12 protein-coding genes are annotated in these 14,618 nt (G+C 69.4%); 2 read left to right on the top strand and 10 right to left on the bottom strand.

Annotation, left to right across the window (positions count from 1 at the left end):
* Nucleotides 1-249: 249 nt before the first annotated feature.
* From ACWF9G_RS16380 to mqo, 3 genes are all read right to left on the bottom strand, one after another.
* Entirely contained in the window at nucleotides 250-2,385 is a 2,136-nt protein-coding gene (locus ACWF9G_RS16380; RefSeq protein ID WP_452516148.1) for a magnesium chelatase subunit D family protein, read from the bottom strand.
* Between the two features lie 148 nt (nucleotides 2,386-2,533).
* The gene (locus tag ACWF9G_RS16375) at nucleotides 2,534-2,968 is read right to left on the bottom strand and encodes a GNAT family N-acetyltransferase (RefSeq protein WP_452516146.1); all 435 of its coding nucleotides are present in this window, start codon (nucleotides 2,966-2,968) and stop codon (nucleotides 2,534-2,536) included.
* Nucleotides 2,969-2,976: 8 nt separating this feature from the next.
* Nucleotides 2,977-4,509 carry a malate dehydrogenase (quinone) gene (mqo, locus tag ACWF9G_RS16370; protein ID WP_452516145.1) on the bottom strand — a complete coding sequence of 511 codons (1,533 nt, stop codon included), beginning with the start codon at nucleotides 4,507-4,509 and terminating at the stop codon, nucleotides 2,977-2,979.
* 231 nt (nucleotides 4,510-4,740) lie between these two features.
* On the opposite strand from mqo, the gene ACWF9G_RS16365 reads away from it, so the two are divergent.
* Nucleotides 4,741-5,784: an alpha/beta hydrolase gene (locus ACWF9G_RS16365; RefSeq protein ID WP_452516143.1), complete on the top strand. Its 1,044-nt coding sequence runs from the start codon at nucleotides 4,741-4,743 to the stop codon at nucleotides 5,782-5,784.
* A 39-nt stretch (nucleotides 5,785-5,823) separates the two neighbouring features.
* On the opposite strand, the gene ACWF9G_RS16360 is transcribed toward ACWF9G_RS16365, so the two are convergent.
* From ACWF9G_RS16360 to ACWF9G_RS16340, 5 genes are all read right to left on the bottom strand, one after another.
* Complete coding sequence (locus ACWF9G_RS16360) at nucleotides 5,824-6,387, bottom strand: alpha/beta hydrolase (RefSeq protein WP_379308492.1); 564 nt, start codon at nucleotides 6,385-6,387, stop codon at nucleotides 5,824-5,826.
* A gap of 153 nt (nucleotides 6,388-6,540) precedes the next feature.
* Entirely contained in the window at nucleotides 6,541-6,807 is a 267-nt protein-coding gene (locus ACWF9G_RS16355) for a YdeI/OmpD-associated family protein (protein WP_379308491.1), read from the bottom strand.
* Between the two features lie 9 nt (nucleotides 6,808-6,816).
* Nucleotides 6,817-8,403 (bottom strand): cobyric acid synthase, encoded by a 1,587-nt coding sequence (locus tag ACWF9G_RS16350; RefSeq protein ID WP_452516140.1) that lies wholly within the window; start codon nucleotides 8,401-8,403, stop codon nucleotides 6,817-6,819.
* Between the two features lie 22 nt (nucleotides 8,404-8,425).
* On the bottom strand, nucleotides 8,426-9,289 hold the full coding sequence (map, locus tag ACWF9G_RS16345; RefSeq protein ID WP_379308489.1) for a type I methionyl aminopeptidase: 864 nt from the start codon (nucleotides 9,287-9,289) through the stop codon (nucleotides 8,426-8,428).
* Between the two features lie 13 nt (nucleotides 9,290-9,302).
* Nucleotides 9,303-11,597 (bottom strand): FdhF/YdeP family oxidoreductase, encoded by a 2,295-nt coding sequence (locus ACWF9G_RS16340; RefSeq protein ID WP_452516139.1) that lies wholly within the window; start codon nucleotides 11,595-11,597, stop codon nucleotides 9,303-9,305.
* Nucleotides 11,598-11,747: 150 nt separating this feature from the next.
* On the opposite strand from ACWF9G_RS16340, the gene ACWF9G_RS16335 reads away from it, so the two are divergent.
* Complete coding sequence (locus ACWF9G_RS16335) at nucleotides 11,748-12,731, top strand: class I fructose-bisphosphate aldolase (RefSeq protein ID WP_452516137.1); 984 nt, start codon at nucleotides 11,748-11,750, stop codon at nucleotides 12,729-12,731.
* Here the strand turns inward: ACWF9G_RS16335 and ACWF9G_RS16330 are convergent, their stop codons facing one another.
* Nucleotides 12,732-13,889, bottom strand: coding sequence for a GAF domain-containing sensor histidine kinase (locus ACWF9G_RS16330; RefSeq protein WP_452516135.1), 1,158 nt, complete (start codon nucleotides 13,887-13,889; stop codon nucleotides 12,732-12,734).
* Nucleotides 13,886-14,542, bottom strand: a complete 657-nt coding sequence (locus ACWF9G_RS16325) for a response regulator (RefSeq protein ID WP_379308485.1) — start codon at nucleotides 14,540-14,542, stop codon at nucleotides 13,886-13,888. The genes ACWF9G_RS16330 and ACWF9G_RS16325 overlap by 4 nt, the downstream gene beginning before the upstream one ends.
* Nucleotides 14,543-14,618 lie beyond the last annotated feature (76 nt).

The raw sequence follows: 14,618 nt of genomic DNA, 5'->3' as shown, positions 1-14,618 counted from the left end.
CAGGTGACCACGCCGCATCTCGTGCGGGCTCCGGTGCGGCCGATCGCAAACCATTTCTATCAGGGCGGGTAACAACGTCCGTTCCCTGTCACCCCACCAACGATCACGCGGGGGCTCAGACACCCGGCATCGTGCACACCACACGCCAACGCTCAGCAAGCTCAGAACCCAGCAGCGCCGAACGCCGCGACGGATGGGGCTCCGAACCTGACACCGCCACCGACTTCACTCGAGCACGCCGCGCAGCCATTACGCCGCGCGCGCCGCAGCGCGGCCGGTGGTGCGGACGACGTCGGCGACGGTATCCCCGGTGAGTTCGTCCAGGCGCAGATACCGGGCGCGCAGGTCACGGGACAGTTCGGCGGCGAGGCCGAGGCGGATCATGCCGCGTTCGCAGTCGATGACCATGGCGGTGTGGCCTTCGCCTGCGAGCAGGCGAGCCGCGGTGCGGGCGCGGGGCAGCGGGTCGACGCCGCCGGTGGCGCGGCCGTCGGTGAGCAGCACCAGCATCGGGCGGCGGCGGGGATCGCGGACGTGTTCGCGGGCGATCACCTCACGCGCCTTCAGCAGGCCCGCGGCGAGCGGGGTCTTGCCACCGGTGCGCAGGCCGGCCAGGCGGCGGACGGCGATGTCGACCGAGGAGGTCGGCGGGAGGACGAGTTCGGCTTCGCTGCCGCGCACGCTGATCACGGCCACCTTGTCGCGGCGCTGGTAGGCGTCGCGCAGCAGGGTGACGATGGCGCCGGTGACCGCGGTCAGGCGGTCGCGGGCGGCCATCGACCCGGAGGCGTCGACGACGAAGACGACCAGATTCCCTTCGCGCCCTTCGCGATACGCGCCACGCAGGTCCTCGGCGGCAAGCGCTAGGGGGCCACTGAACCGGCCGCGCTCGAATTGTCTCGGGGCGGCCGCGAATACGGTCCCGAGCAAGTGCAGGCCGGTGGAGGTATCGGTATCTGGGCGCACCATCCGGCCGGTGCGGGTCTGGGCGCGGGATCGACGGCCCGGCGCACCTTCGCCGATGCCGGGGACCTCCCAGCGCGGCGCGGGCTTCGCCACGGAACCCGGTGTGCCCGAGATCCCTTCGGCCGCGGGCCTGGACCCGCCACCGCCACCGTTGGGTCCGCCCCCGGGGCCACCGCCGTCGGGGCCGCCGTCGGGATCGTCCGGTCCGTCGCCGTCAGAACCCTGGTCGACCGGTCCCTCGGGACCGCGGTCGTCCTCGGCGCCGTCGAGATCACGGAGATCGGGGTCTCCGCCCGCGTTCGCCGGGCGCCGATCAGCCGAATCGTCGTTCTCGCCCTGTCCGGGAGCGTCGTCCCGCGGATCGGCGGCGCCGTCGTCGTCGGTCGCGGATTCGTCGAATCCCGCAGCCTCGGCGGCATTCTCGACCTCGTCGGCCGCCGCTTGCATCGCATCGTCGAGCTGCTGCTCACTGATCCCCGGCTCGTCGAACGGATCGCGCCGACGTCGATGCGGCAGAGCCAGCTGGGCCGCGATCCGCACATCGTCCTCGGTGACGCGATCGCGCCCACGCCACGCGGCATGCGCGGTCGCGGTGCGGGCCACGACCAGATCCGCGCGCATCCCGTCCACATCGAAGGCCGCGCACAGCGCCGCGATCCGGCGTAGCTCGGTATCGTCGAGCGCGATCTCGGGCAGCCGGTCGCGGGCGGTCAGAATCCGTTCGGCGACAACCTGATCGGCGTCGGCGTAGCGCGCGGCGAACCCGGCCGGATCGGCCTCGTAGTCCAGGCGCCTGCGCACCACCGCCATGCGGGTGTCCACCTCGCGGGAGGCGGCCACGTCGACGGTGAGGCCGAACCGGTCAAGCAGCTGGGGCCGCAGCTCACCTTCTTCGGGGTTCATGGTGCCGACCAGGACGAACCGCGCCGGATGCGAATGCGAGACGCCGTCGCGCTCGACATGGACCCGGCCCATCGCGGCCGCGTCGAGCAGCACATCGACCAGATGGTCGTGCAGCAGGTTCACCTCGTCGACGTAGAGCACGCCGTGATGCGCCGCCGCCAGCAGACCGGGGCGGAACGCCTGCTCCCCGTCGCGCAGCACCCGCTCGAGGTCCAGCGAACCGACCACGCGATCCTCGGTCGCGCCGACCGGCAGCTCCACCAGCCGTGCGGGGCGCGCGCCGGTTTCGTCGACCACCGGGGGCAGCAGTTGGGCCAGCGCCCGCACCACGGTCGACTTCGCGGTGCCCTTCTCGCCGCGCACCAGCACACCGCCGATCCCGGGGTGCACGGCCGACAAGATCAACGCCAGCTGCAGCTGTTCCTGCCCGACCACCGCCGAGAACGGGAACCCCGCCTCACCCGCCGATCGAGCGGCGGTGTGCGGACCAGCGGCGACATCAGCAAAACCAGGCACGCACCCACTCTATGCGCGAGTCTGATCATGACCCGCGCCGGGCAGGCACGGCCCGAGACCGGCGTCATCGTGCAATCGATGCGCTTCGAGTCAGAATACTGATCGGGACGACCCGCTTTGCACGATTCCGCCGGGTTTGCCGCGTGGGTTATCCCCGGCGCATCGGGATATGCGGGATGCCGTCGTCGAGGAACTCTTCGCCGTCCGGCGAGAACCCGAAGGTGGCGTACATGTCCACCAGGTAGGACTGCGCGTCGAGCCGGACGGTCGCCGATCCGGTCTCGGCCAGCGCGGCCCGCAGCAGCCGGGCGGAGTAGCCGCGCCCGCGGGCGGGCACGGCCGTGCACACCCGGCCGATACGGAAGTCGTCGCACTCTTCGAGCAGGCGCAGCGTGGCGATGACCTCGCCGTCGTCCTCGAACCACAGGTGCCGGGTCGTCGGCAGCAGGTCATGCCCGTCCAGCTCGGGATAGGCGCATTCCTGCTCGACGACGAACACGTCGACGCGAAGTTTCAACAGCCGGTACAGGGTGGCGGTGTCGAGATCCGCCGCCCATGCCCGCCGCACGACGACCGGCGACATCGGCTCCGCTATCGCACCTTCGCGAAACCGGCGGCATCCTGCTCGGTGGTGGCGTTCACCTTGTCGAGCTCGAGCGACTTGGTGGTCCAGTCCCACACTTCCTGGAACAGCGCCTGGTTCTCCGACAGCTTCTGGCCCAGCGACGGGATCATCTGCTGCAGCTGCGGGGTCCAGCCCGCGTACTCGCGCGGGAAGCAGCGCTGCATCACGTCGAGCATGGCGGTGACACAGGTCGAGGCACCCGGGGAGGCGCCGAGCAGACCGGCGATCGAGCCGTCAGCGGCGGAGATGACCGCGGTGCCGAACTCGAGCACACCGCCGACACCCTTCTTCCGGATGACCTGCACGCGCTGGCCGGCGGTGATCAGCTCCCAGTCGCGGCCCTCGGCACGCGGCAGGAACTCCTCGAGCACGCCGACCTTGCCGTTCTGCGACTTGAGCAGCTCGCTGATCAGGTACTTGGTCAGGCCCATCTCGGTGAGGCCGACACCGACCAGCGAACCGATGTTGTTCGGCTTGATCGACTTGAACAGGTCGGTGTTGGAGCCGTCCTTGAGGAACTTCGGGGTCCAGCCCGCGTAGGGGCCGAACAGCAGGCCCTTACGACCGTTGATGACGCGGGTGTCCAGGTGCGGCACCGACATCGGCGGCGCGCCGACGGCGGCCTTGCCGTACACCTTGGCCTCGTGCGCGGCGATGAGCTCCGGGTTGGTCGAGCGCAGGAACTGGCCGCTGATCGGGAAGCCGCCGAAGCCCTTGGCCTCCTTGATGCCCGACTTCTGCAGCAGCGGCAGCGCGCCACCGCCGGCACCGACGAAGACGAACTTCGCGTTGATCGTGCGGGACCGGAAGGTGCGCAGGTTGCGGACGGTGACGTTCCAGGAACCGTCGGACTGCTTGTCGAGGTCGCGGACCTCGGTGCCGAAGGCGATCTCGCCGCCGGAGTAGCCGACGTAGGCCAGCAGCTGCTTGGTGAGCGCGCCGAAGTCGATGTCGGTACCGCCGTCGGTCCAGTTCAGCGCGATCGGGTCGGCGAAGTCACGCCCCTTGGCCATCAGCGGCAGGCGCGCGGCGAACTCGTCGGGGGTGTCGATGTACTCCATGCCGTGGAACAGCGGGTGCGGCGCCAGCGCCTCGTAGCGCTTGCGCAGGTAGTCGACGTTGTCGGCGCCGTGCACGAAGCTGACGTGCGGGATGGGGTTGATGAAGCCGGAGGGGTCGTCGAGGACGCCGGTGTCGACCGCGGAGGCCCAGAACTGGCGCGAGACCTGGAAGCGCTCGTTGATGTCGACGGCCTTGCCGATGTCGACCGAGCCGTCGGCGTTCTGCGGGCTGTAGTTGAGCTCGCACAGCGCCGAGTGACCGGTGCCCGCGTTGTTCCACGGATCGCTGCTCTCCGCGGCGGCGGCGTCGAGCCGCTCGAACACCGAGATGGTCCACTCCGGCTGCAGCTGCCGCAGCAGCACGCCCAGCGTGGCACTCATGATGCCTGCGCCGATGAGAACTACATCGGTCTTTTCAGTCTTCGCAGCGTTCGACACGGGTACTTCGACTTCCTTGTCCTTCTCAGCTACCCACCGGGGTGAGTTCGCTTGGGCGCGGGCGCTTTGTGGTTTGGTGCGACTCGCGGTGAATCGCCGGGGGGTAGGTTACCCGTCGTTCACCTGTTGCCAATTGTGCACCTCAGCCGTGCGTAGTACTGCAACCGACCTCCCGAATGTGATCTAAACCAACACTGCACGTCGCGGTGACCGCGCGATAGATTGAGCGGTGTGACGAACGAAACCTCACTCGAGCCGGCCGGCGCCGCCGAGCGGACCGATGAGCAGTGGCAAACCGATGTCCTCGGCACCGACTACCAGCAGCGCACGCTGCCGCTCGGCCCCGACCCCGACGGTGAGGGCGAGGTGGCGGCCACCCTCGTGCGCTACCTGCCCGACGCCGCGGCCGCGGCTTCCGAGCCCACCGTGCTGTACGTGCACGGCTTCACCGACTACTTCTTCCAGGAGCATCTGGCCGAGCATTTCGCTGCCCGCGGCCACCGTTTCTACGCCCTCGACCTGCGCAAATGCGGCCGTTCGCGGCGGGTGGGGCAGAGCGCGCACTACGTCAGCGACCTGGCGCTCTACGACGCCGAGCTGAACGAGGCGCTGCGGATCGCGCGCGAGGAGACCGGCAACGACGTGCTGATCGTCGCGCATTCGACGGGCGGGCTGGTCGTGCCGCTGTGGCTGGACCGGCTCGAGGCCGCGGGCGGCAGCGCGAAGGCCGGTGTCGTCGGCGTCGTCCTGAACAGCCCCTGGTTCGATCTGCAGGGCCCGTCCTACTACCGGACGGTCGGCACCCCGGTCATCAACGCCGTCGGCAGGTTGCGCGCGTTCGCGATGATCCCCGGCATGGGCGTCAGCACCGCTTACGGCGACAGCCTGCACCACACCCGGTCGGGTGAGTGGGATTACAACCTGGACTGGAAGCCGCTGACCGGCGAACCGGTGCGGCTGGGCTGGCTGCGCGCTATCCGGCAGGGGCAGACCCGCCTGCACCAGGGTCTGGCGATCGGTGTGCCCGCGCTGATCCTGCGCTCGCGGCTCACCAAGTTCGCCCGCGAGCACAGCCCCGCCGTCGATGTGGCCGACGCCGTGCTCGACGTCAAGCAGATCCAGCGCTGGGCGGGTTGCCTGGGCGAGCGCACCTCGATCGTGCCGATCGACGGCGCCCGCCACGACGTGTTCCTGTCCTCGGAAGCGGTGCGCGCCAACGCTTTCGCCGAAACCGACAACTGGCTCGACTGGCTGGCGGCCTACCGCAAGAGCTAGTTCCGTTGGCGTGCCGGGACCAGGGGTCCCGGCCGCCACTCACCAGAGGCTGGTGCGCAGGACGATCTCGGTGGCCAGCTCGTGGGCGCCCTCGGTGGCGATGTTGTCGACCTCGAGGGGGACCACCCGGAATTCGCCGTACACGAAGCGACCCGACGCGTCGGCGGTGGCGCGCGCCAGGCCCTTGGTGACCAGCATGGTGACCGGCAGCTCCAGCGGCGGACAGGCCGGATCGTCGGCGTTGCCGTCGGCGTCGGGCACGGCCGGATGACCGTGATCGGCGACCACCAGGCTCATGAACCGGCCGAACCGTCCCGCACACAGCCGCCAGGCCAGCGCCGCACCGGCGCCGCGGCCTGCGACGTTGACATACGGCAGCTCGAGCTCGTCGAGAATGACATGGATCGCGGGCGGTTCCAGCCCGTCGACGGACTCCAGCACGACGGTCTGCAGATCGGATTCGTGCAGGCGCGCGCACACCTGATCGAAGACGTCGGCAGGGTCGTCCGCGTCGGGAAGCAGCAGTACATTGTGCCGCGATGACGGCCCGTCGACCCGCACTGTCCAAGCCCGGTCACCGACCGTGATCTGCCGAGATTTCATGCCGGTGTACGGTACACGGCCAGGCTGAACACGGCAGGTCGTTCCGCTCGTGATGACCGGTCTGTTTTCACCCCTGTCCTGCGGTTTCCCAACGCGGAGGGCCCGAATTGCCAGACCTGTCACAGCGGACTCGAGTCGACGTTTCTCGCGCCGCTATCGGCCGGTGCGCTCGCGGTGCTTGCATCCCGGCCAGCAGCAGGGGCGGCGCTGGCCTTCGGCCAGCTCTTCCTGGGTTCGCCGGATTCGGCGTTCCCTGGTCGCGGGCTGCTTGGCGTCCTCGACCCAGCAGATGAACTCGTTGCGGGCCAGGGGTGTGATGTCGCGCCAGGCCTCGAGTGCCACCCGGTTGGTGAGCAACGCCGACCGCAGGTCCGCGGGCAGCGCGTGGACCACGCCGCCTGGCACCGGTTGACTGCTCATGCGGTCACGCTACCAACTGGGCTCGGGGTGCGTCTGGACTGTTCCGGTTCGAATGACGGGCAGGTCGGTGGGGGCGCCGGCGTGGATCAGACGGTCCAGCGCCGGGAGGTCGACGTGCTGTTCGACGAGGTCGGCGAGGAGGTCCAGCTGGGCGGATCGGATGGCCGCGACGGAAGTGGTGGGTGCCACGGCGAAACCGGTGCGGCCCGCGTGGGTCGCGACGCCGGTGAGCCAGGTGCGGCGGAACTCGTCGGATTCGAGGAGGCCGTGGACGTGGGTGCCCCAGATCGCTTGGCGCGCACTGCCTTCGGAGGTGCCATCGATGGTCAGCCAGGCCGGGTCGGCGTTGCGGGCGACGCGGCCGTGGTGGATCTCATAGCCGTGCAGGGGTAGTTGGCCCGCCACGCCTGTCACTTGACGGGCGATCTTCGGGTTCGCGAATTCGATGTCGAGGTCGAGCAGGCCGAGTCCTTCGGCCACGTACGGCTGGTCCGGCTCCGCGATCGATGGATCCGCGGTGTGTTCGACGCCGTCGACGATGCGGCGGCCGAGCATCTGGTAGCCGCCGCAGATGCCGAGAATGGGGCGGCCTGCTGCGGCGCGGCCGCGCAGGGCATCACCGATTCCCTTGGTGCGCAACCATTCCAGGTCGGAAATGGTGGATTTGGATCCGGGGAGGACGACGAGGTCGGCGGTGGTCAGCTGATGGGGACTGTCGGCCCAGCGAACGGCGACGCCGGGTTCGCAGGCGAGGGCTTCGATATCGGTGGAGTTGGAGATGCGGGGCAGGCGGATCGCGGCGACGGTGAGCCACTCGGAGCCGTGGGGTGGTGCAGGTCGGCCGACGGGAGTGCCCGCGACCGTGCCGAGGGAGTCCTCGGCGTCGAGCCACAGCTCTTCGGCGAAGGGCAGCACGCCCAGCGTGGGGCGCCCGGTCAGGGCGGTCAGCTGGTCGAGGCCCGGCTGAAGCAGCGAGACGTCGCCACGGAACTTGTTGACGAGGAACCCCGAGATGAGTTGCTGGTCTTCGGGTTCGAGCACCGCCACGGTGCCGAACAGGTGGGCGAGCACTCCCCCGCGATCGATATCGCCGACCACCAGAACCGGAAGATTCGCCGCCCGTGCCAGACCCATGTTCGCCAGATCCGTAGCGCGCAAATTGATCTCGGCGGGCGATCCAGCGCCCTCACAGATCACCACATCGAATTCCGCACGCAGCGAGGCGAGTTCGGCCGCGACTACCTCGCGCAACTGCTGCCGGCGAGTGAAATAGTCCCGCGCCCCGACAGTTCCGATCGCCCGGCCCCGCACCACCAACTGCGAGCGCCGGTCGCTGCCCGGCTTGAGCAGGACCGGGTTGAAGCGCACGCTCGGCTCCAGCCCGCACGCCCGCGCCTGCAACGCCTGCGCGCGACCGATCTCCCCGCCGTCCAGCGTGACGACGGAGTTGTTGGACATGTTCTGCGCCTTGAACGGCGCCACCCGCACCCCACGCCGGGCCAGCATCCGGCAGATGCCCGCCACGACAACGCTTTTCCCCGCGTCGGAGGTAGTGCCCGCGACCAGCAGCGCCCCGCGCACGCCCGCGTCGCTCACGCTGCCGACTCCAGCGACAGACTCACGGCAGGGTCAGGATTTCCGCGCCCGTTTCGGTGACTACCAGGGTGTGCTCGAACTGCGCCGTCCACTTGCGGTCCTGGGTGACCACGGTCCACCCGTCGTCCCAGATGTCGTAGTCGATGCCGCCGAGATTGATCATCGGCTCGATGGTGAAGGTCATGCCGGGCTCGATGACCGACTCGATGTTGGGCTGGTCGTAGTGCAGGATCACCAGGCCGCTGTGGAAGGTGGGGCCGACGCCGTGGCCGGTGAAGTCGCGGACGACGCCGTAACCGAAGCGGTTGGCGTAAGCCTCGATGACGCGGCCGATCACATTGAGCGCGCGACCCGGCTTGACCGCCTTGATCGCCCGGTTGGTGGCCTCTTCGGTGCGCTCGACCAGCAGCCGCACCTCCTCGTCGACATCGCCGGCGAGGAAGGTCCTGTTGGTGTCGCCGTGCACGCCGTGGATGTAGGCAGTGACATCGATATTGACGATGTCACCGTCCTCGATGACGGTCGAGTCGGGGATGCCGTGGCAGATGACCTCGTTGAGCGAGGTGCAGCAGGACTTGGGAAAGCCCTTGTAGCCGAGCGTGGACGGGTAGGCGCCGTGGTCGCACATGTACTCGTGCGCGATGCGGTCCAGCTCGTCGGTGGTGACGCCGGGCGCGACCGCCTTGCCCGCCTCTTCGAGCGCCTGGGCGGCGATCTTGCCCGCGATCCGCATCTTCTCGATGGTCTCGGCCGTCTGCACCCAGGGCTCGTGGCCCTCATTCGCGGTCTTCTTCCACACGTACTCGGGACGCTCGATGGAACGCGGGACATCCCGGATCGGCGACTGGGTGCCGGGAACGAGTGGCTGACGGGTGCGCACGGACATAAAGGGAGTGTAGCTAGGACCCCCGCACGGTGCTGTGACGCGGTTCGAGGCGGACGACGATGCCCTTGGAGGTGGGGGTGTTGCTGATGTCGGCGACGCTGTCGAGCGGAACGAGCACATTGGTCTCGGGGTAGTAGGCCGCCGCCGAGCCGCGGCTGGCCGGGTAGGCCACCGCGACGAAGTTCTCCGCGCGGCGCTCGACCCCGTCGTGCCAGACGCTGACCAGGTCGACCACGTCGCGATCGGCCAGCCCGAGCTCGGCCAGGTCGTCGGGGTTGACCATCACCACCCGGCGCGCGTTGTGGATGCCCCGGTAGCGGTCGTTGTTCGCGTACGGGATGGTGTTCCACTGGTCGTGGGAGCGCAGCGACTGCAGCAGCAGATGTCCCGGCGGCACCGCGAGCATGGCGAAGTCGTTGCAGGTGAACTCCGCCTTGCCACTGGCGGTGCGGTAGATCCCCTGGTTGACCGGGTTGATCAGCCGCAGCCCACCCGGCCGGTCGACGCGCTCGGTGAAGTTCTCGAAACCGGGCACGACCCGGGAGATGCGGTCGCGCACGGTGTCGTAGTCGGCTTCGAATTGCGCCCACGGGATCGCCGGGGTCGCGCCGAGCGTGCGCTGCGCGAGCCGGGAGATGATGGCGACCTCGCTGAGCAGGTGGGGCGAAGCCGGGTCGAGCCTGCCGCGGGAGGCGTGCACCTCGCTCATCGAATCCTCGACGGTGACGAACTGCTCACCGCTGGCCTGGATGTCGCGATCGCTGCGGCCGAGGGTGGGCAGGATCAGCGCCGTCTCACCGCAGACCGTGTGCGAGCGGTTGAGTTTGGTGGAGATCTGCACGGTGAGCGCGCACTGCCGCAGGGCGGCCTCGGTCACCGCGCTGTCGGGTGTCGCGCGCGCGAAATTGCCTGCGACACCGACGAACACCTTCGCCGTGCCGTCGCGCATGGCACGGATCGCGGCGACCGAGTCCAGGCCGTGCGCGGCGGGCGGGGTGAAGCCGAACTCGGTGCCGAGCGCGTCGAGGAAGGTCTGCGGCATCCGTTCCCAGATGCCCATCGTGCGGTCGCCCTGGACATTGCTGTGCCCGCGAACCGGGCACACCCCGGCGCCGGGGCGGCCGAGATTGCCGCGCAGCAGCAGGAAGTCGACGATCTCCCTGATCGTCGGCACGCCATGCTTGTGCTGGGTCAGTCCCATCGCCCAGCACACGATGATCTTCTTCGAGGCGAGCACCTGCTCGTGTACCTGCTCGATCGCCGCCCTGGTCAACCCGGTGGCCTCGAGCGCGGCGTCCCAGCCGAGCTGCCTGGTGTGCGCGGCGAAGGCGTCGAAGCCATTGGTCTGGGTGCCGATGAAGTCGTGGTCGAGGACGGTGCCCGGTGCGGCGTCCTCGGCTTCGAGCAGCAGCCGGTTCAGCGTCTGGAACAGGGCCAGGTCGCCGCCGGGGCGGATCTGCAGGAAGTGGTCGGCGATGGCGGTGCCGCGCCCGATCACCCCGCGCGGGACCTGCGGGTTCTTGAACCGGATCAGCCCGGCCTCGGGCAGCGGGTTGACCGCGACGACCTTCGCGCCGTTGCGCTTGGCCTCTTCCAGCGCCGAGAGCATCCGTGGATGGTTGGTGCCGGGGTTCTGGCCGACGACGAAGATCAGGTCGGCGGCGTAGATGTCGTCCAGCGACACACTGCCCTTGCCGACACCCAGCGTCTGATTCAGTGCCGATCCACTCGACTCGTGGCACATGTTCGAGCAGTCGGGCAGATTGTTCGTGCCGTAGGCCCTGGCGAAGAGTTGCAGCAGGAACGCTGCCTCGTTGTTGAGCCTGCCCGAGGTGTAGAACAGTGCCTCGTCCGGCGAGTCGAGCCCGCGCAGCGTGGTGGCGATCAGGGCGAGGGCGTCGTCCCAGCCGATCGGCTCGTAGTGGGTCGCGCCGGGCCGTTTGACCATCGGCTCGGTCAGCCTGCCCTGCTGATTGAGCCAGTAGTCGGACATGCCGTCGAGTTCGTCCACGGGGTGGGTGCGGAAGAATTCCGCGGTGACCCGGCGGGTGGTCGCCTCGTCGCTGACGTGCTTGGCGCCGTTCTCGCAGTACTCGTTCTTGTGCCGATGTTTCGGTTCCGGCCAGGCGCAGCCGGGGCAGTCGAAGCCCTCGGTCTGGTTGACGTTCAGCAGCGTCAGCGCGGTGCGCTTGGCGGAGGTCTGCGACAGCGAGTACTCGAGTGCGTGGACCACCCCGGGAACACCCGCCGCCCAGGTCTTCGGCGGCGTGACCGACAGGTCGTCGGCGGGGTCATCGATCGAGGTCATCACCGGCTTCTTTCCGTGCCGCGGCACTGCGGTCAGACAGGTTGACCAAAAGGCTTCCCAGTTTCGTGCCGGTTGTCAACGCGGCAGTTCACACCCGGTATCGCCCGCAGGGGTGAGGACGCGGTCCGGAACCGCTCGCATGATCTCCCCATGACGACACTTCCCGCCACGACTCTCGCCGCCGTCGCCCAGCAGCTGACCGGCGACGGCCGCGGCATCCTCGCCGCAGACGAGTCGATCAAGACCATGTCCGCCCGCCTGGAACAGGAAGGGATTCCCGCCAGCGCGACCACCCGGCGCGACTACCGCGAACTGCTGCTCACCGCCGACGGCCTGGCGGAGTGGATCAGCGGAATCATTCTGTGCGACGAGACCTTCGGTCAGGATCTCGCCGACGGCCGCGCGTTCCCGGTCGCGGCGCGCGAGCTGGGCATCCTGCCCGGCATCAAGGTCGACACCGGCACCACCGGACTCCCCGGTCAGGGCGGTGCTCTCGTCACCGAGGGTCTCGACGGGCTCGGCGCCCGATTGGCGTCCTATGCCCAGCGCGGCGCCGCGTTCGCCAAGTGGCGGGCGGTCTTCGACGTGCGGTCGATCACGCCGTACGCCGCGCACGCCAACGGGCACGCGCTGGCGCGCTACGCCGCGCTGTGTCAGCAGCACGGCATCGTCCCGATCGTCGAGCCGGAGGTGCTGTGCACCGGCGACCACGACCTCGACGCCTCGACGCAGGCGACCCGGCTGGCTCTGCGGTCGGTGTTCGCCGCGCTCGATGCCGCCGGTGTCGACCTGTCGGGCATCGTGCTCAAGCCGAACTTCGTGACGCCGGGTCTCGACGCCGCGCCCGCGTCGGTGGACGACGTGGTGGCTGCGACCTTCGCGGTGCTGCGTGAGACCGTGCCCGCCGAGGTGCCCGGCATCGCGTTCCTGTCCGGTGGGCAACCCACCGAGCAGGTCTGCGACTACCTGGGCAACCTCACCATCCTCGCGGGCCGGCCGTGGGCGGTGACCTTCTCGTTCGGCAGGGCGCTGGTCAGCGCGGCCCTGCACACCTGGGCAGGTCAGGCCGAAGTCGGTGCGGCGCAGCAGGTTCTGCTCGACAACTGCCGCAGCGCCGCCGAGGCGACCCGCTGACTACCGGATGGGCAGCTCGACCAGCAGGATCGTCCCGCGCCCCCGCAGCGACTCGACCCGCAGCGAGGCCTCGATGACGGCGCAGCGCTCGGCGATCGAACTCAGACCGAAATGCTGCTCACCGTCGACGGCCCGAGCTTCCCGGCGGGCGACCGGGTCGAAGCCTGCGCCGTCGTCGGAGCAGCCGAGGACGACCGAGTCGCCGACCCGGCGCAGCGACAGCACGATCCGGTTCGCCCCCGCGTGCTTGACCGCGTTGGCCAGCGCCTCCTGCGCGATCCGGTACAGGGCCGCTGCCGCGTGGTCGGGGATGTCACCGACAGCGGCCGCCGGATCGACGAGCAATTCGATCGACGGTCCGTCACCGCTGCTCGCCGTGTGCACCAGCGATTCGATGGCGGCGACCAGGCCGAGGTCGTCGAGGACGAGGCTGTGCAGCCCCGAGATCGCCGACCTGGTCTCGCTGTAGGCGAAGTCGGCCAGTGCGCGGGCGCTGATCAGCTCTTCGCGGGCGCGTTCCAAGGCACGCGCACCGGCTTCGTCACCGGTGGCGACGTGGGCGGCGAGTTCGGTGACGGTGAGGCCTGCCGCGGACAGATGGAACGACATGGACGCGAGCGCGGTGGTCACCCCGTCGTGCAGGTCGAAGGCGATCCGGCGTCGCTCGGCCTCCTGCGCCGAGATCGCTTGCTCGACAAGGCGATCCCGCTCGCTGCGGTGCCGATTCACCGTGCGCCACAACCGGTGCGCGTGCAACGACAGACCGAGGACCGCCGCAGCGGATTCGGCGCACGCGAGATCATCGGGCCCGAAAGGTTCGGCCGGGTCGCGGTGCGCGGCCAGCACACCGACCACCGCGCCGTCGATTCCCGGCAGCGGCACGCACATCCGGGTGACCGTCTGGTCGGGGTCGAGCCGTAACAGCTTGCGGTGCAGCGCATTGCGTGGCGAGTCGACGTCGAGCAGCACCGGTGTGCCGGTCCGCGCGACCAACCCGGTCACCCCGAACCCCACCGGCAAGGTAAGCGAGCCCGCCGACGGATGCGCGGGCCACAGGTCGACGATGGCGAGGTTCTGCCCGTCGACGGCATAGAGCAGCACACCGTCAGCGGTGAGGAGCGCGGCGAGCTCGGCCGCTGTCGGCGCCGCGGCCGTCAACGGAACAGCCCCTCGCGCAACGCGACCGCGATCGCCCCGCTGCGATCGGATACCCCGAGTTTGCGATACAGCCCGCGAATATGGGTCTTCACCGTGTCCTCGCTGACCACGAGCTTGCCCGCCACCGCCCGGTTCGAATACCCGGACACCAACAGCCCCAGTACTTCCGACTCCCGCTGGGTCAGGCCCAGATGCGCGCCGGACCAGAACTGCCCCGCGTCGAGCCGTGCCGCGGCCAGCGCCACCCGACCGGCCAGCGCCGGGTCGACAACGGTCTCCCCCTCCCCCGCCCGCAGCAGCTGGGCGACGAGTTCGCGCCCGTCGACCCGTTTGAGGATGTAGCCCGCGGCGCCGGCGCGCAGGGCCTGGTAGAGGTAGTGCTCGTCGTCGTACACGGTGAGCAGGACGACCTTCGTCTCCGGGTACTGCGCGGTGATCTGCCTGCACAGATCGAGTCCGCTGGCCTTGCCGATGCGGACATCGCACAGCACGATGTCGGGCCGATGCTCGGCGACCATCCGCAGCGCGGCGGTGTCGGTGGTGGACTGCCCGACGATGACGACCTCGTCGGGAAAGTGGCCGAGCATCGCGTCGAGCCCGTGCAGGACCATCTCGTGATCGTCGACGAGCACAAGCCGTAACGGGGTCGGCATACCGCCAGCCTACGGCCGAAAACCTCGGCGGTTACCGGCATTTCCCGATCTCACCCGCCCGCCCACCCGCCGGGGG

The sequence above is a fragment of the Nocardia sp. NPDC055029 genome, from assembly GCF_053608525.1.
Note: the sequence above shows the minus strand (reverse complement) of the source record. Positions and strands in the feature narration are given on the sequence as shown.